The organism is Methylobacterium sp. SyP6R, assembly GCF_019216885.1.
Classification (GTDB): domain Bacteria; phylum Pseudomonadota; class Alphaproteobacteria; order Rhizobiales; family Beijerinckiaceae; genus Methylobacterium.
Map to the genome: position 1 here is coordinate 1,588,630 of NZ_JAAQRC020000001.1, position 14,865 is coordinate 1,603,494.

Here is a 14,865-nt window from a genome sequence, read left to right on the forward strand (position 1 = left end):
AAGATCGCCTTGCGCGCATCTCAGGATGAGGTCCGCGGGGAGGACGGACGGTGACCGTCGCAGATTTTCGTCGCAGAACCGGCCACCGCTGAAACCTGCTCGGGGCCCTAGGCGGTGTGGACAGTTACCTGAGCCATAGGACGATGGCGGCGATGGTGACCACTGCGGCATAGTTGCGGGCTGTTTTCTCGTAGCGTGTGGCGACACGCCGGAACTGCTTGAGCTTGGAGAAGCAGCACTCAATCAGGTGCCTCTCGGTATAGAGCGCCGTGTCGAGCTCGTACTTCTTGGCGCGTGAGGGATTGTTCGGGATCACAGCCGTGGCGCCCTTGCCGGCAATCGCCTCGCGCAGCCGATTACTGTCGTAGGCCGCATCGGCCAGGACCACCGCAGCAGGGAGATCCGCCAGGAGCGCCTCGGCCTGGGGCGCATCGCCTTTCTGCCCCGCCGTGAGGGCAAACCGGATCGGACAGCCAAGGCCGCGTACGACCAAGTGGATCTTGGTGCTCAGGCCGCCGCGGGACCGGCCCAGTGCCTGATCGGGCGGATCATCAGACCCCCTTTTTTTGCGCCCGCCGCATGTTGGTGAGCGCGCACGATCGTGGAGTCGACGATCAGGTACTCAAAGTCGGGATCGTCAGCCATCGCCTCGAAAATGCGCCACCACACGCCCTTCTGGCTCCAGCGACTGAAGCGGCGGAACACGCTGTTCCAGTCGCCGAACGCCTCGGGCAGGTCGCGCCACGGTGCGCCGGTGCGCACGATCCAGAGCACGCCCTCCACGAACATGCGGTTGTCGCGTCCGGTCGAGCCGCGTTGATCCGGCCGGCCGATGATCAGGGGGGATAAGCGCTCCCACTGACCATCGCTGAGAACGAGACGATCCAGAACTCCCAAGGCGGCCCCCCAAAAAGCAGCCTTGAATCACTCCCCACCCGCAAAGGGAACCCCAAGAGTCCACACCGCCTAGTCCGCGCCGGCAGCGGGGTCGCCCGCCTCCGGCTCGCTCGCCCTCCGCCGCACGCTCGCCCGCTCGCCGGCCTCCGCCGCGCATTTGTCGGCGTGGATCGCCCGGTTGACCACCTGGAGGTTCGGCAGGCCCCAGTAACCCAGGAGTTCGGGCCAGGGCCGCGCCCGCTCCTCGCGCCAGATCCGGTAGAGCGGCACCCGGTGGTCGACCTCGGCCGTCTTCAGGAGGCGCTTGCCGGACTGGGCGCAGCGATGGCCCTGGCGGCGCTTCAGCTCCTTCACATGGTCGGCCGGCGCGATCCAGAACTTCCAGGCGGTGACGCAGGCCGCGTGCCACGCGGCGTTGCGGTTGGGCGTCCCCGTCCCCCACAGGTCGCGGTGCCAGCCGAAGCGGTAGACCGGCTGGCCGCAGATGCAGCAATGCCCCTTGCCCCGGGCATGGGGCGCCTCGCGGAACGGCGCCGGCGGCATCCGGAAGCTGAAGGCCAGCCCCTTCTCGGCGAGCGCCGTCTCGGACAGGCCCTCCACGGCCTTGCCGCGGCGCCTTTTGTCGAGGCGCCGTTCCTCCGGGTTCCAGGTGCCGAGGCGCCAGGTCCAGCCCTCCGGCTGGCCGGAGGCGGCGGCGAGCGCCCGCGCCAGCCGGTCGGCCCGCAGGATGTGGTGGCGCCAGTAGCTCTCGACGGCGAGCCGCGGCGTCGGCGGCACCAGGGGCCGCGACAGGGCGTGGCGCAGCACCGGGAGCGGGAACACCGCCGGCAGGGACTTTTCCAGCCGCGCCCGGGCGGCGGCGTTGCGCGCCTCGCGCCACAGCGAGGCCGCCGAGGGCGGCTGGTCCGCCGGGCCGTCCGCCGGCGCCGCCAGCGCCGGCAGCCGGTCCGCGAGGGTCGGCTTGGGCGTCTTCGCTGGTTTCGCCTTGGCCGGCTTCTCCTTGGCCGGTTTCGCCTTGGCCTGGGTCGTTGTGGCCGCTCGCTTCGCCATGCCGGTCCCGAATCGGCCGCACCGGCCACGGCCAGGGCATAACGCCGAAGCGTCGCCGCACAAAATCCCGCGCGTCGTACGGGCCGATCCCGGGGCTCCCGACGCTGGTCCGCGGCGGAATGCCGCCTATGTGACCACGGCAACGCTCGCGGCGCCGGCAGGCGCCGCCCAACCGTGCATCGCCCCAGGAGCTTCGCCGCCACCATGACCGCCTCTCTCCTCGGCCGCCTGCGCCTCGCCCTCGTGGCGCTCAGCCTCGCCACCACCCTCACGGCCTGCGACGCGGTCAACCGGGTGCCGACCCTGGAGGAGGCGGCGAAGTCGCGCTGGGGCGAGGTGCAGAACCAGTACCAGCGCCGCGCCGACCTGATCCCCAACCTCGTCGAGACCGTGAAGGGCTACGCCCAGCAGGAGAAGGACGTGCTGGTGCAGGTCACCGAGGCCCGCGCCAAGGCGAGTTCGGTCAAGGTCGACGCCTCGACGGTGAGCGATCCGCAGAAGTTCCGCGAGTTCCAGGACGCCCAGAACCAGCTCTCCGGGGCGCTCGGCCGGCTCCTCGTCACCGTCGAGCGCTATCCCGACCTGAAGTCGAACGCCAATTTCCTCGCCCTGCAATCGCAGCTCGAGGGCACCGAGAACCGCATCGCGGTGGCGCGGCGCGACTACATCCAGGCGGTGCAGGCCTACAACACCGAGATCCGCACCATTCCCGGCCGCTGGATCGCCTCCACCCTCTATCCCGATGCCAAGCCGATGGAGGCCTTCACCGCCACCCCCGATGCCAGCCGCCCGCCGAACGTGAAGTTCTAGGGCGATGCGCAGCCCTGCGGGCGCGGTCCTCGCCCTCCTGCTGATCCTCTGGACCGGGGCGGCGTGCGCCCTCGACCTGCCGCCGCTCACCGGCCGGGTGGTCGACAATGCCGGGCTGCTGCGCCCGGAGGACAAGGCGGCGCTCGCCGAGACGCTCAAGGCGCACGAGGACAAGACCACCGACCAGGTCGTGGTCGCCACCGTGCCGTCGCTCCAGGGCACCTCGGTCGAGGATTTTGCCAACCGCCTGTTTCGCGCCTGGGGCCTCGGCACCAAGGCGCGCAACAACGGCGTCCTGTTCCTCATCGCCCCCACCGAGCGCAAGGTGCGGATCGAGGTCGGCTACGGCCTCGAAGGGGCGCTCACCGACGCCCTGACCAAGGTGATCATCGCGAGCGCGGTGGCGCCGAAGTTCAAGGCCGGGGATTTTCCCGGCGGCATCCGGGCCGGCATCGACGGGATCCTCGGCATCCTCTCCGGCGACGCCGCCGAGTGGCAGCGCCGCGCCGAGGTGCGGGAGGATTCCGGCGGCGGCCTCGATCCGGTCCTGGTGCTGATCCTGCTCGTGGTGATCGGCTTCGTGCTCGTCCGGCTCCTCACCGGAGGCGGTGGCGGCCCGGGGCGGCCGCATCGCCGCAGCGGCGGCAACTGGATCGTCGTGCCCGGCCCGCCGAGCGGCGGTTTCGGCGGAGGCTTTGGCGGGAGCTTCGGCGGAGGTGGCGGCTTCTCGGGCGGCGGCGGCTCGTCCGGCGGCGGCGGCGCCTCGGGAGACTGGTGATGCCCGAATTGGGGAACCCGATGACGACCCTGAGCGAGGCGGAGCGCACCCGCATCGCCGCGGCGATCGCGGCGGCCGAGCGCGGCACGGCGGGCGAGATCGTCGTGATGGTGGCGGCCCGCTCCGGCGCCTATCGCAGCCTGCCGCCGGCCCTGGCGCTGGCCGGCGCCCTCATCGTGCCCTGGCCGCTGATCCTGCTGACCGGGCTCTCCGCCACCCGGATCTTCCTGGTCCAGCTCGTCGTCGCCCTGGCGTTGTTGCTGAGCCTCGCGGCGGCCCCCGCCCTCGCCCGCCTACCCCGCGCCCTGCCCCGCTTCCTCCGCCGCGCCCGCGCCCGGGCCGCCGCCCAGCACGAGTTCCACGCGCGGGGCCTTGCCCGCACGCGCGGCCGCACCGGCGTGCTGATCTACGTCGCGCTCGCCGAGCGCTACGCCGACGTGGTGACCGATATCGGGGTCGGCGCCGTCCCCGATTCCTGGCGGCCGGTGCTGGACGACCTCGTGGCGGCCTTGCGCCGCGACGCCCTGGCGGAAGGCCTGGTGCGGGCGGTGGCGGCGGCCGGCGCGATCCTGGCCGAGGCCGCCCCGCCGCAGCCCGGCGACACCGACGAGTTGCCGAACCGGGTGATCGTGACCGAGTAGGCGAGCCGTCACGCGATGACCTGCGAGGTCATCGACGGGCGCCCGCTCCCCCGTCCATTCTCCTCTCGCTCCCTGGAGGAAGGACGAACCGATGACCGACCCCGCCGCCCTCGCCGCCCGCTACCTCGACACCTGGAACGAGACCGACCCCGCCCGCCGCCGCGCCCTCCTCGCCGAGACCTTCACCGAGGGCGCGCGCTATCGCGACCCGCTGATGGCCGGCGAGGGCCATGACGGGCTCGACGCCCTGATCGGCGCCGTGCAGGCCCGCTTCCCCGGCCTGCGCTTTCGCCTCGCCGGCCGGCCCGACGGCTACGGCGACCGCCTGCGGTTCTCCTGGGCGCTGGCGCCCGAGGGCGGCGAGGGCGTGGTCGAGGGCACCGACTTCGCCACCCTGGAGGGCGGTCGCCTCGCCGAGGTGACCGGCTTCCTCGACCGGGTGCCGGCCTGACGCGCGGGAGCGCCCCCCGTGATCCTCGGCACCGCCGGCCCGCCGGGCGACATCCTGCGGGCCTGGCGCCGGCGCCGGCACCTGAGCCAGCTCGCCCTGGCGCTGGAGGCGGAGATCTCCCAGCGCCACCTGAGCTGCCTCGAGAGCGGCCGCGCCCGGGCGAGCCGGGCGATGCTGCTCCATCTCGCCGAGCGCTTGGGGATCCCCTTACGCGAGCGCAACGCCCTGCTGCTCGCCGCCGGCTACGCCCCGGTCTTCGCCGAGCGCGCCCTCGACGATCCGGCTTTGGCCCCGGCCCGCCGGGCGGTGGCGCGGATCCTCGACGGCCACGCCCCCTACCCGGCCCTCGCCATCGACCGCCACTGGACCCTGCTCGCCGCCAACGCCGCCCTCGCCCCGCTCCTCGACGGGGTCGATCCCGCCCTCCTCGCCCCGCCGGTGAACGTGCTGCGGCTCAGCCTGCATCCCGGCGGCCTGGCGCCGCGCATCCTCAACCTGGGCGAATGGCGCGCCCACCTCCTCGACCGCCTGCACCGGCAGGGCACGGCGAGCGGCGACCCCGGCCTCGCCCGGCTCCTGGACGAGCTCTCCGCCTACCCCGCGCCCGAAGCCCCGGATGGTCCGGGCGACGGCGCCGGGGTGGCGGTCCCCCTCGTCCTCGCCGTCCCGGCGGGCCGCCTCTCGTTCCTGTCGACCACCACGGTGTTCGGCACGCCCGTCGACATCACGCTGGCGGAGCTCGCCGTCGAGGCCTTCTTCCCCGCCGATCCCGAGACCGCCGCCCTGCTCCACCGCCTCGCCCCGCCGCGCAAGCAGGCTCGAACAGAACCAGGAGAGACGCCCCCATGACGCGCCCCGCCTACGCCGTCGCCCATCTGCGCCGCGTCACCCTCGGCCCGGCGATCGCCACCTATCTCGCGCGCATCGACGCCACCCTGGCGCCGTTCGGTGGCCGCTTCCTCATCCACGGCGCCCGCCCCGAGCCGCTCGAGGGCGACTTCTCCGGCGACCTCGTCGTCATCGCCTTCCCGGACCGCGCCCGGGCCCGCGCCTGGTACGAGTCCCCGGCCTACCAGGCGATCCTGCCCCTGCGCACGACCCATTCCGACGGCGTCGCCTTCCTGATCGACGGCGTCCCCGCCGACCACCGCGCCCCCGACGTCCTCGCCGGCTGACGCCGCCGGCACGAAGGGGCTTGCGCGGACGCGAGCGCGGCGCTAATACCCCGCTCGCCCTCTCGGGGGCGTCGGAGCGTAGCGCAGCCCGGTTAGCGCACTAGTCTGGGGGACTAGGGGTCGGAGGTTCGAATCCTCTCGCTCCGACCATTAAAATCAAGCACTTAGCTGTTGATGCATGTGCTGGTGGCTTCCGGAGATCCGGGACTAGGAAGCCAATCGGAAGCCACAAGCCGAACTTCCTCTACAACGATAAGCTTGCCCACTGAACGGTTCATGTGAGCTCAGTGGGCGCTCGTTTTTGGCTGATGCGCCTTGCTCTATAAAATTCGACGCCAAGCAGCTTCGAGCGCAGCCGACACGCACTTGCCGATCCTACCTGATCAGGCAGCCTGGATGCCGAGTGCGGCGCCAATCGAGCTAGCGACGCGCCCGGCTCGATAGCGGTCCACCGTCATTACAGTATGGGCGGGCCGCTTACACAACCATGCCATCAGCAGATGCAAGCCCCCCAGCGGCGCACTATCTCCGTTGTGTAGACATTATGCGGCAGTTTGCACCTTACACAGCCGCCTTTGCATTAAGAGCGCCTAACAGAACCGCTCGATCTGGCGGAGGGTGATGCGGCTGGCCTGCAGGACTGTGAAGGCCTCGTAGATGTCGGCGCGGCGCTCATAGCGGATGGGCAATCGGCGGGCGCGGTTGAACCAAGCGTGGCTGCGCTCGACTACCCAGCGATGCCGTCCGAGCCGGTCACTTCTCTCGATGCCGCGTCGGGCGATCCGCGGCCTGATCCCGCGTGCCCGGCACTCCTGCCGCCGCACGCGGGCATCGTAGGCCTTGTCGGCGTGCAACTTGTCGGGGCGCCGGCGCGGTCGTCCACGCCGCCCGCTGCGCACAGGCGGGATCGCGTCCAGCGTCGGGGCCATCAGCGGGCTGTCGTGACAATTGGCGCCGGTCAGAACGAGGCTGAGCGGCGTGCCGCGTGCGTCGGTGACGAGGTGGCGCTTGGTCCCCGCCTTGCCCCGGTCCGTCGGGTTCGGGCCGGTGGCAGCCCCCCTTTTTTCGCCGGCACGCTCGCGCTGTCGACGCTCGCTCGGCTCCAGTCGATCTCGCCCGCCGCATGCAGGCGTTCAAGCAGCACCTGATGCAGGCGCCGCCACACGTCGGCCGCTTGCCAATCGCGCAGCCGGCGCCAGCAGCTCATGCCGCAGCCGCAGTTCATCTCGGCCGGCAGCATCTCCCAGGGGATGCCCGAGCGCAGCACGAACAGGATGCCCGTCAGGGCAGCCGATCGTCCAGCCGCGGACGCCCGCCCTTGGGGCGAGGCGGGTGCGGCGGCAGAAGTGGGGCAATCGCAGCCCAGAGATCGTCGGGAAGAAGCGGGCGAGCCATACCAGACAACGCCCAACCGCGCCGATCGTGCCGTTCTGTTAGGCGCTCTAAATGTACAATGGAGCCCTGTGCCGCGGCAGCGGCCAGCGCCAGAGACGATACTATTGGAGTAGAAAGGTCAGTAGAGGCGCGAACACTGCCCACTCAAATAAACTTGAGAAGGTATCGCAAGGCAGGCTCTCACGCGAAAAAATCGGCGCCGGCTGCAAACATGCAGCATAATACCTCTTGTATAAGGATTAAAAAATACACCGCTAATCACAGTTTCCGCTGCTTATTCGATAGCAATGCTGCCCAACCATTACCAATGCGCGGTCATAGCACCTTGTGGCCATTTGGGAATACGTAGCCATGCTTGGTGTACCGAAGCGAGCCTATCAGATAGGCTAGTGGCATCCCCGCCAGAACCCGTCGGCGCGCCACCACGGGCGCCTCCAAATTATGAGCTGTGCGCGAGAGCAGGATCTCGTCAACCTTCACCGCATCTACAACCGGACGGCGTGGTGCTCCGGCAGCCGCATCCTGCTCACGCTTCTGATCTTCGCGCTCGCCCTATATAATGCGATAACGCTCACCGTAGACAACATAATCGAGCAAATTGCGAGGTCGGCGCATCCGGGCGCGCCGCATCTATTGTAATCACACACACTTATCCGATGCCACTTCGGTAAAGCGAGTGGTTTGCGGTGTATTAGACTGATTTTACTTGCCCTTACCCCATAGTCGGATCTGTGGGCGACCATTCCTCACGGCCATGGAGCCGCCTTAGCATTCTTGCAAGGAGCCGGCAGCTCTAACAAAAGCTCGCTTAAGCCTGCCTTCGTCCTGGAGCTATACCCTCTACTACGGCACATGAACGGCTAATTTCGAGCTAAGGATATTAGCATAGCTCTCGTGAGAAGGCCTTTTCGATATTCGATACACATGCTAATGATGCCCACAAATCGATCAACGCTCGCTCGAAGTAACAAGACATGAACAATCTAACCCACCATAGAACCCAAAATAATTCGTCGAAGCAAGATTTGCCAAGCTAAGAACGGTCGCAAAAACATTACTTTTAGCAAAAATCGAGAATACGGAGCTAGTGATGCTTAAAAGTTGGGCCATTTCAAATTTTAAATCGTTCGGAGATAGAACTGAGATCGATCTTGCACCAATAACAGTGATAGCGGGGGCAAATAGTAGTGGAAAAAGTACTATTTTACAAAGTATCCTCCTCTTAAAGCAAACCGTGCAATATGTTCCGGTGAGTAGGGCGATAGGTCTTAATGGTCCTATATTAAAGCTTGGACGATTTGACGACATAAAAAACGCAACTAGTAAGTCAAATTCGATATCTCTCGAGTGGGAACTTACGGAAGTAGGTGCTTATAAGCCGCAGGGCGGACAAGAAAATTTAGGTTTTATGTATTATGGTATGTACACAAACATAGACGTTGAGAATGTGAAGTACGGAATATCTTTTGCAGTTGATGACGATTTAAGTAGGGAGCAGTCATCAAGCGAAGGATTAAAAATAACAGGTGAGCTCAGGCAGCTCCAGCCGGTCCTTGAGCAGGTCTACGTCTACGCAGATTACCATAATAAAGATAACGATAATCGGTTTTTGAGCAGTGCGAGGCTAAAACTTAGTAGAAAATCAAGCGATATTATGAGCCACGACGAGAGCAGGACGGGATCTCACGAGGCAGCAAAACTCCTCAGCTATAAAATTGACTATATAGATAGCAGCACAAAGAGCGAAATCAGTCAGCAGCGCCCAGACCCTCGCCTATTGGGTGCAAACGTTCAACATTTTCTGCCTTATCAGATCGGCATGTCTTATAATAAGCGTCGAGACTTATCCTATAAGGCAGCCGTCGTCATAACTTCTACTCCGCACTCTCATCAGTATCAATTTGACAGAGAGGCTATCTCCGTAATAATCGATAGGGAAGTAGCACTGTATATTTTAGAAATTATTGAAGATAAGTTTGCACAAGAGAGTTTTCCTCAATTTCGTCCTAGCCCACATGCACGGTTAATCGAAGCTAAGCAGTCAGTGGTGGCCCGTAGCTATACGGCAGGTGATTTTTCGGCGCTGCTAGATTCGACCTTAAGATGGCTTGATGCAAGAAGCCGCGCAGCTGTTAGGGCCACTCTGAATGATTGTTTGGTAAATATTCAAGAAAAAATTGGGCGATCGCTCGAACTCAGTACCGATATTGGATTTCAAGCAAGCTCGCCCAGAGTTATGTGGCATGTTGCTGATCAAGCAAATAATTTTTTCCGACATTCTATAAGATATTTAGGTCCACTACGAGATGAGCCTAAGCCTATCTATCCGCTCGAAGCTGTAGCCAATCCAACAGACGTAGGCTACAAAGGAGAGCACACTGCCGCAGTTCTTGACTTAAATCGGGATCGTCAAGTTACCTACATTTCAAGCTCCAATGCGCAACTTCCTATTGGCGCGAGACCAATCACAACTTCTTTACATAGCGCAGTAGTGGACTGGCTCACCTATCTGGGTGTGGCAGAGGGAGTACGCACTAGTGATCTGGGCAAAATGGGACATCAACTTCAGGTAAAGACTGGAGGTATCGCCAAAGAGCACGACTTAACAAACGTTGGCGTTGGAGTTAGTCAGCTTCTGCCAATCATCGTCATGGCTTTATTATCTCCGATCCCATCAACATTAATTTTTGAGCAGCCAGAATTGCACCTTCATCCAAGAGTTCAAACAAGATTAGCGGATTTTTTTATTAGTTTGGGTCTTTCCAGGAGGCAGTGCATCTTAGAAACTCACAGCGAATATATGATTGAGCGACTGCGGCGTAGGATTGCTGAAGCTGAAGAAGACCTTCTGCAATCAAGCATAAAAATATATTTTACTCATCGAGTAGAAGGAAATACCGTGTGCGAAGCGATCCAAGTCACAAAATATGGTGCAATAAAAAATTGGCCGCCAGATTTCTTTGACCAAAGCCAAGAAGAGACTGCTGAAATATTGAAAGCAGCTCAACGAAAACTAAAAATAGACCGACAAAATAGCAAGAAATAATTAGATGGGGTGCGTTGATCTATGAAGCCGGTTGTAATTTTTGATGCAAGTCTGTTCGCGATACCTAACGCTGCCGAACAGCCCGCAGATATAGAACTCATTCTAGGCAGGATCAATACTTGGGCGGAACGGACAGAGAAGCAAAACTGCGTTGATTTTGCTGTTTTAAGTGACATTATTGAAACATTAACATCGTCGAACTGCTTCCCGGCAACTCATAATATCCAGTCGCTACTCGATTTATATGAATTATCTCACGTATTTAGCGCGCATGAATTGAATGGTAGAATATTTAGCATTCTGAGCCGCTCCGATTACGTCCATGAGATATTAAATATCGAAATAGGAGAAATTTGTACACCACTGTTGCCGGAAATCGATACCTCCACATCTCATAGTACCATACTCGTTGAAGCACTTCATAAGACTATAGCTTCCGTTGTTACTTCTGCTAAAAAAGATATATCTCGGGTCGTAATAGGGTATCCGGCAAAAAAATCTGAAATTGACGTATCATTTGGCTACAAGTCATATATTGATAGCGAGAACAATTTTAATAAAATAGATGATTGGATTATGGTTGCGGAAAAAATTAAAATCGTAGATAACCCAGCTGAATTTCTGACAAGTCTCGATCCAGATGTCATGTGGAGCTATGCAGAAACAAGTGTGGAAATTAGCCTTTCTATAAATTTAAAAATAGCCTCAACCCTCAACATAAATATTGATAAAATCCCCCTGTCTGCGCCTTACAGTTTTGTTGTTGGCACTGAATTTTTGTCGTCTCTACGCCGAAACCAAGCGTACGGTATCGCGCCGTTTTCTGCTACAGTCTTGGAAAAATGCGTAGAGGCCGTAACGCAAACAAAGGGCACCTTCGTTCGAGATTTTAACATAAAACGCATCGCCGATGACGCCGACGGAAGACGCATGCACATTACAAAAAGCCATGAGGCTCTGCGTCTGTTGTTTTGGGTAAAACAAAACAACATCGTCGAATTAGCAAACATTGGACCTAAAAACGAGCTAAAAATAGTGCCCGGCGATCACAAATTTGCTGTCCACGCAATATTTTAATTTATTATTACATAGAAAATACACTTAAAGTACCTGTGTAGAGATATGCGATGAGGTAGGCGGCGTGGGACGCGATCAGGCGTTGATGGTCTTGAGCAGGGCTGTGAAGGTGCAAGTACCCAATAGGCAGCGATGTTGGCTACCGCGCGCACGTCCGCATCGCTGACGGCCGTCCACATAGCACGATAGCTGTTTATCAGCAGATACGAGCGCCAAGGTCGAGTGCAACGTAGGACGCCAACACCGCGATGACGATGGAAAGCGCGGCGAAGGCGACGTTATAGCTGGTATTGACCATGGGACTTCCTGCTGGTTATCAGATTAACCATGAAACAAAATCGCATTTATGTTGAATAAATCCCCTATTTTTGAATACAACGAGCGGTGCGGCACGCTGGCGAGAGTGCATGCTCGCGCCTCTTAGACCTGATTCGGCCGCATACCTTGCAACGTGGTGATTCCTCGCATCGCTGCCAGCTGCGGGCTCGAGTAGGGACGTGGCGCCCTCTGCCCTCAGTTCCGCGGTTTTGCGCGCCAAATCTTTAGCTCAGTGCCTCGCCAGCCGGCGGACTACACCGAGGCGCTGGCGAGGGCTGAGCGATGGCGCTCGCCCTCCAATCCAGAAGCCGCGCGCTGCCAGACACCCTCGACCGGGGCGCAGCACCGCGACCACCACATCCAGCCGGCGGGCGGCAGCCTCGAGCGCCACCAAGTCGGCGCCGCAGGCCTCGAACGTGCCGGTCACCAGCGCCTCACGCCGCCGGGCCTCACCCTCACCGATGCCGGCTTCCTCCGGGTCGCCTCGAGGTCTAAGCACCCACCACCCTGGCGGCTTCAGGTCCCGGGCGGCGGCACGTCGGCCACCGATGGCGGGGCGAGGTCCGCGACCGCGGCGCCCGCCCGTTCAAGGCCTCTACGCGGCGCTAGCGAGCGCCTGACGTAGCAGCGCCACCACGTCCTCATGCGCGGTCTCCGGCCAGTCGTTGAACACGGCCGGCCCGGCCATATCAGGCAGCAGGGCGCACAACCGGTCCTCAACGACGTCGCCGATCGCCGGATCCTGGCCGGCCGCCCGATCGATGGCGCCTTCCAGGCTCCAAGCCACGGCCCGGGGGCTGGTGGGCGAGCACGGCCGCCCAACGGCATCCCGAGCACCTGCGCCGCGGCACCACCGCGCCGGGTCGGCGAGCAGGGCGATCATCCGGGCGATGACCTGGTGCGCCGCGACGGGGCTACGGTCCTCAAGCTCAAGGTCCCGGTCCCCACCACGCATCCACCCGACCTGCGAGCCGTACCCCTCGGGAGCGCCAAGCGACGGCTCGGCGTCGGCACCGTCCTCGAGGTCCGGGTCTTGGTCGAGCTGGTCAAGGATGCTGATGATGCGCTCGGCGGCCAGCTCGAGGCTGGCGCGCATGGTCGGGCTGACGGGCATGTTATGTTCTCCGTTGGTTCAGTGGGTGGCGGCGCGGCGAGCGGCATGAGCCGCCGCCCAAGCGGTCTTGAGCCCGTGCGCCATCGCGGTGCGCCAGCAGCCGCGGGCGAGGCAGCCATTCAGGACGGCACGAGCGTGGTGGACGGCGAAGGCCATGATGGCCCGGCGATCGAAGCCATCCGCCGCCGTCCAGAGCCCGGCCTTGGTGCCGCTCGCGGCCCGCAGGGCCTCCACCCTGGCGGCTTGCACGCTCTCCAGGTAGGCGCGGCGGGCCACCGCCGGCCGGCGCTCGGCCTGAAGCTCGTGCATCGCGATGGACCAGGAGAGGGATCGGCACGCGGCCATGGGCGTTCACCTATTGGTGATAAAATCACCATATGAGGTGTAGCCGTCACTGGTTTGATGTCAACCTCTTAAGGTGATAAAATCACCATATGAAGCCATTTCAATCCCGCATGGCCCGGGCAGCACTCGCCTGGAGCACACAGGATCTCGCGCGAGAGGCCGAGGTTGGTGTAAACACCGTTAACCGCTTCGAGGCGGGACAGGACGCGCGCGTGAGCAGCGTCGAAAAGATGCAACGGGCCCTGGAGAAGGGCGGCGTCGAGTTCATCCCGGAGAATGGCACCAGCATGGGCAGCGGTGCCGGCGTGCGGATGCGCGACAGCGGGTGACTGCCGGCGGTAGCCGGTCCAATCGAGGCTCAAAACAACAAATAATTGACCCCCGAATTGCTCCGTAGGAAGCAGGACGCGAAAATTCACACCTCAAAATTAGGCAGGTATTTTTCCACGAATTCTTCGACAATCTCATCTATGCTTCGACCTGTGGTTTCCGATAGATGCTCTAATTTACGAACGATCTCCTCATCAAGCTGGAGGCGAATTCTTCTTTTGTTGTGTTCCGTCACAACGCTCAAGTGGTTGTTCTCAGCCATTGTTCCCCCTCGCGCCTGGCCTAGGCGGCAAAGCAGTCTACTGAGCCAGCGGCCACGCTTGAAGTAGCGGCGGCAGCCCTATAATGCGCTGCCGACCGAGAATTGCATTATGCTCTGATGGCTGCCGCTGGACAGTGAGTGGATGGGCGCCTAAGCCTTCATCCGAGGGCTGCTACGCTCTTGGTGGATGAGCGCATCGATCAGCCGCGCGCTCAATGACCGGACTACCGCACGCTCAACGGCCGGGGTCACCCGTGTCACAGCGCGTCGCATCGCATCGGCGGCAACCCGAACGACTGACGCGCTTCAGGCGCATCAGCGGAGCCATACGCGATGACAACCACCTCAGCTCAGAACCGTGACCGTGAACACGCCGTCCTCTCGGCGGTGACCGCGGCCTTCGTCTACTCGGACCACCTCTCGGGCAAGGCCCGGATCGGGGGCCTATCCGACGATGACGCGCGCCGCCTGCTGGCGGAGGCCCGGGAGGCTCAGGCGCGCCTCGCCGGTTGAGGTACAGGCCGCGGCCAGGGCTCGGCCTTCTACGATCCCGAAACGATTGAGGACATCGTTTCGGGATCGTTCGGGGATCGGTACCCCAACAAGAGCGCCGGGGCTCAAACCACTCCGGTATCGACAGCGTCAATGTTGAACGAGAGGTAGTGCCCGCCAATCTTGTCCTCGCCACAGAGGATCGGGATGCGGGTACCGATCTCCACCGTGTTCTTCGGTGGACCCAGGTAGTGGGACTTCTTCTCGTCCTTGTCCCTGTTGTCGCGCTTCGGCGTGTTGAACATCTGGAGGATGCCACCGATTACCAGCATGATGCCAAGCTTCATCAAGATCGGCGCGAAGGTCGGCATGACCGGACCAAGAACGAGGCTCGCCGCGATCAACACGGCCCCGATGACGATCTGGAAGAAGCCCCCGTTCTTGCCACCGTTGAGCTGAGGGAAGATGTGGATGTCCTGGGCGTCGGTCGGAGCAAGTAGGCTCTCCAGGGTCTCGTGCCCGACCACCTTGACCCGCAGGGGGCCGGTGATCGCGTTGCCGCCGAAACCAGGCAGCTGCCGGCTGATCGCCTTCAGCGCCTCGGCGACAGTCGACGCACGGATTTCGATCGGCTCAGGATGGATGCTCTTCAAAGAGCCGTGAAGATGAATACGCCGCAGCATG

16 protein-coding genes, 1 tRNA gene and 1 pseudogene are annotated in these 14,865 nt (G+C 62.3%); 10 read left to right on the forward strand and 8 right to left on the reverse strand.

Going from position 1 to position 14,865, the window contains the following annotated elements:
• Positions 1-124: 124 nt before the first annotated feature.
• Both HBB12_RS07270 and HBB12_RS07275 read right to left on the reverse strand, forming a co-directional pair.
• A protein-coding gene (locus HBB12_RS07270) for an IS5 family transposase (protein ID WP_442919229.1) occupies positions 125-897 on the reverse strand; the annotation gives its coding sequence in 2 pieces (ribosomal slippage) (positions 125-565 and positions 568-897; 771 coding nt in all).
• A 69-nt stretch (positions 898-966) separates the two neighbouring features.
• On the reverse strand, positions 967-1,947 hold the full coding sequence (locus tag HBB12_RS07275) for a hypothetical protein (RefSeq protein ID WP_236988729.1): 981 nt from the start codon (positions 1,945-1,947) through the stop codon (positions 967-969).
• Between the two features lie 204 nt (positions 1,948-2,151).
• Here HBB12_RS07275 and HBB12_RS07280 point away from each other — a divergent pair, with 204 nt between their 5' ends.
• The 7 genes from HBB12_RS07280 to HBB12_RS07310 all read left to right on the forward strand — a co-directional run bounded on the left by HBB12_RS07280 (position 2,152) and on the right by HBB12_RS07310 (position 5,952).
• Entirely contained in the window at positions 2,152-2,757 is a 606-nt protein-coding gene (locus tag HBB12_RS07280; protein ID WP_236988730.1) for a LemA family protein, read from the forward strand.
• A gap of 4 nt (positions 2,758-2,761) precedes the next feature.
• Positions 2,762-3,535, forward strand: coding sequence for a TPM domain-containing protein (locus HBB12_RS07285; protein ID WP_236988731.1), 774 nt, complete (start codon positions 2,762-2,764; stop codon positions 3,533-3,535).
• Positions 3,535-4,176: a hypothetical protein gene (locus HBB12_RS07290; RefSeq protein ID WP_236988732.1), complete on the forward strand. Its 642-nt coding sequence runs from the start codon at positions 3,535-3,537 to the stop codon at positions 4,174-4,176. Before HBB12_RS07285 ends, HBB12_RS07290 begins: the two co-directional genes overlap by 1 nt.
• A gap of 91 nt (positions 4,177-4,267) precedes the next feature.
• The gene (locus HBB12_RS07295; RefSeq protein ID WP_236988733.1) at positions 4,268-4,627 is read left to right on the forward strand and encodes a nuclear transport factor 2 family protein; all 360 of its coding nucleotides are present in this window, start codon (positions 4,268-4,270) and stop codon (positions 4,625-4,627) included.
• A 21-nt stretch (positions 4,628-4,648) separates the two neighbouring features.
• Positions 4,649-5,476, forward strand: coding sequence for a helix-turn-helix domain-containing protein (locus tag HBB12_RS07300; RefSeq protein WP_236992691.1), 828 nt, complete (start codon positions 4,649-4,651; stop codon positions 5,474-5,476).
• Positions 5,473-5,802, forward strand: coding sequence for a DUF1330 domain-containing protein (locus HBB12_RS07305; protein WP_236988734.1), 330 nt, complete (start codon positions 5,473-5,475; stop codon positions 5,800-5,802). Before HBB12_RS07300 ends, HBB12_RS07305 begins: the two co-directional genes overlap by 4 nt.
• 72 nt (positions 5,803-5,874) lie before the next feature.
• Positions 5,875-5,952 (forward strand) — tRNA-Pro (locus HBB12_RS07310).
• A gap of 440 nt (positions 5,953-6,392) precedes the next feature.
• Here HBB12_RS07310 and HBB12_RS07315 read toward each other — a convergent pair.
• A pseudogene (locus tag HBB12_RS07315) lies at positions 6,393-7,197 on the reverse strand (IS5 family transposase).
• Between the two features lie 1,090 nt (positions 7,198-8,287).
• On the opposite strand from HBB12_RS07315, the gene HBB12_RS07320 reads away from it, so the two are divergent.
• Together HBB12_RS07320 and HBB12_RS07325 are read left to right on the forward strand one after the other, a co-directional pair.
• The gene (locus HBB12_RS07320) at positions 8,288-10,243 is read left to right on the forward strand and encodes a DUF3696 domain-containing protein (RefSeq protein ID WP_236988735.1); all 1,956 of its coding nucleotides are present in this window, start codon (positions 8,288-8,290) and stop codon (positions 10,241-10,243) included.
• 21 nt (positions 10,244-10,264) lie between these two features.
• Positions 10,265-11,320, forward strand: coding sequence for a hypothetical protein (locus HBB12_RS07325; protein ID WP_236988736.1), 1,056 nt, complete (start codon positions 10,265-10,267; stop codon positions 11,318-11,320).
• 196 nt (positions 11,321-11,516) lie between these two features.
• Here the strand turns inward: HBB12_RS07325 and HBB12_RS07330 are convergent, their stop codons facing one another.
• The 4 genes from HBB12_RS07330 to HBB12_RS07350 form a co-directional block, all read right to left on the reverse strand.
• On the reverse strand, positions 11,517-11,618 hold the full coding sequence (locus HBB12_RS07330; protein ID WP_236988737.1) for an MHYT domain-containing protein: 102 nt from the start codon (positions 11,616-11,618) through the stop codon (positions 11,517-11,519).
• A gap of 615 nt (positions 11,619-12,233) precedes the next feature.
• On the reverse strand, positions 12,234-12,752 hold the full coding sequence (locus tag HBB12_RS07335; protein WP_236988738.1) for a DUF6197 family protein: 519 nt from the start codon (positions 12,750-12,752) through the stop codon (positions 12,234-12,236).
• 18 nt (positions 12,753-12,770) lie between these two features.
• Positions 12,771-13,097 carry a hypothetical protein gene (locus tag HBB12_RS07340; protein ID WP_236988739.1) on the reverse strand — a complete coding sequence of 109 codons (327 nt, stop codon included), beginning with the start codon at positions 13,095-13,097 and terminating at the stop codon, positions 12,771-12,773.
• A gap of 415 nt (positions 13,098-13,512) precedes the next feature.
• On the reverse strand, positions 13,513-13,689 hold the full coding sequence (locus tag HBB12_RS07350) for a ribbon-helix-helix protein, CopG family (protein WP_236988741.1): 177 nt from the start codon (positions 13,687-13,689) through the stop codon (positions 13,513-13,515).
• Between the two features lie 333 nt (positions 13,690-14,022).
• Between HBB12_RS07350 and HBB12_RS07355 the strand changes: the two genes are divergently transcribed.
• Entirely contained in the window at positions 14,023-14,202 is a 180-nt protein-coding gene (locus HBB12_RS07355) for a hypothetical protein (protein WP_236988742.1), read from the forward strand.
• Positions 14,203-14,306: 104 nt separating this feature from the next.
• Here HBB12_RS07355 and HBB12_RS07360 read toward each other — a convergent pair whose 3' ends face one another.
• Entirely contained in the window at positions 14,307-14,864 is a 558-nt protein-coding gene (locus HBB12_RS07360; protein WP_236988743.1) for a tail assembly protein, read from the reverse strand.
• Position 14,865: the final 1 nt, after the last annotated feature.

What these genes read in the sequence shown, in the direction of transcription:
- HBB12_RS07280 (WP_236988730.1), top strand. Translation starts at nt 2,152, where the DNA reads ATGACCGCCTCTCTCCTCGGCCGCCTGCGCCTCGCCCTCGTGGCGCTC.
- HBB12_RS07285 (WP_236988731.1), top strand. Translation starts at nt 2,762, where the DNA reads ATGCGCAGCCCTGCGGGCGCGGTCCTCGCCCTCCTGCTGATCCTCTGG.
- HBB12_RS07305 (WP_236988734.1), top strand. Translation starts at nt 5,473, where the DNA reads ATGACGCGCCCCGCCTACGCCGTCGCCCATCTGCGCCGCGTCACCCTC.
- HBB12_RS07335 (WP_236988738.1), bottom strand. Translation starts at nt 12,752, where the DNA reads ATGCCCGTCAGCCCGACCATGCGCGCCAGCCTCGAGCTGGCCGCCGAG.
- HBB12_RS07360 (WP_236988743.1), bottom strand. Translation starts at nt 14,864, where the DNA reads ATGCTGCGGCGTATTCATCTTCACGGCTCTTTGAAGAGCATCCATCCT.
- HBB12_RS07325 (WP_236988736.1), top strand. Translation starts at nt 10,265, where the DNA reads ATGAAGCCGGTTGTAATTTTTGATGCAAGTCTGTTCGCGATACCTAAC.
- HBB12_RS07275 (WP_236988729.1), bottom strand. Translation starts at nt 1,947, where the DNA reads ATGGCGAAGCGAGCGGCCACAACGACCCAGGCCAAGGCGAAACCGGCC.
- HBB12_RS07290 (WP_236988732.1), top strand. Translation starts at nt 3,535, where the DNA reads ATGCCCGAATTGGGGAACCCGATGACGACCCTGAGCGAGGCGGAGCGC.
- HBB12_RS07320 (WP_236988735.1), top strand. Translation starts at nt 8,288, where the DNA reads ATGCTTAAAAGTTGGGCCATTTCAAATTTTAAATCGTTCGGAGATAGA.
- HBB12_RS07295 (WP_236988733.1), top strand. Translation starts at nt 4,268, where the DNA reads ATGACCGACCCCGCCGCCCTCGCCGCCCGCTACCTCGACACCTGGAAC.
- HBB12_RS07330 (WP_236988737.1), bottom strand. Translation starts at nt 11,618, where the DNA reads ATGGTCAATACCAGCTATAACGTCGCCTTCGCCGCGCTTTCCATCGTC.
- HBB12_RS07350 (WP_236988741.1), bottom strand. Translation starts at nt 13,689, where the DNA reads ATGGCTGAGAACAACCACTTGAGCGTTGTGACGGAACACAACAAAAGA.
- HBB12_RS07355 (WP_236988742.1), top strand. Translation starts at nt 14,023, where the DNA reads ATGACAACCACCTCAGCTCAGAACCGTGACCGTGAACACGCCGTCCTC.
- HBB12_RS07340 (WP_236988739.1), bottom strand. Translation starts at nt 13,097, where the DNA reads ATGGCCGCGTGCCGATCCCTCTCCTGGTCCATCGCGATGCACGAGCTT.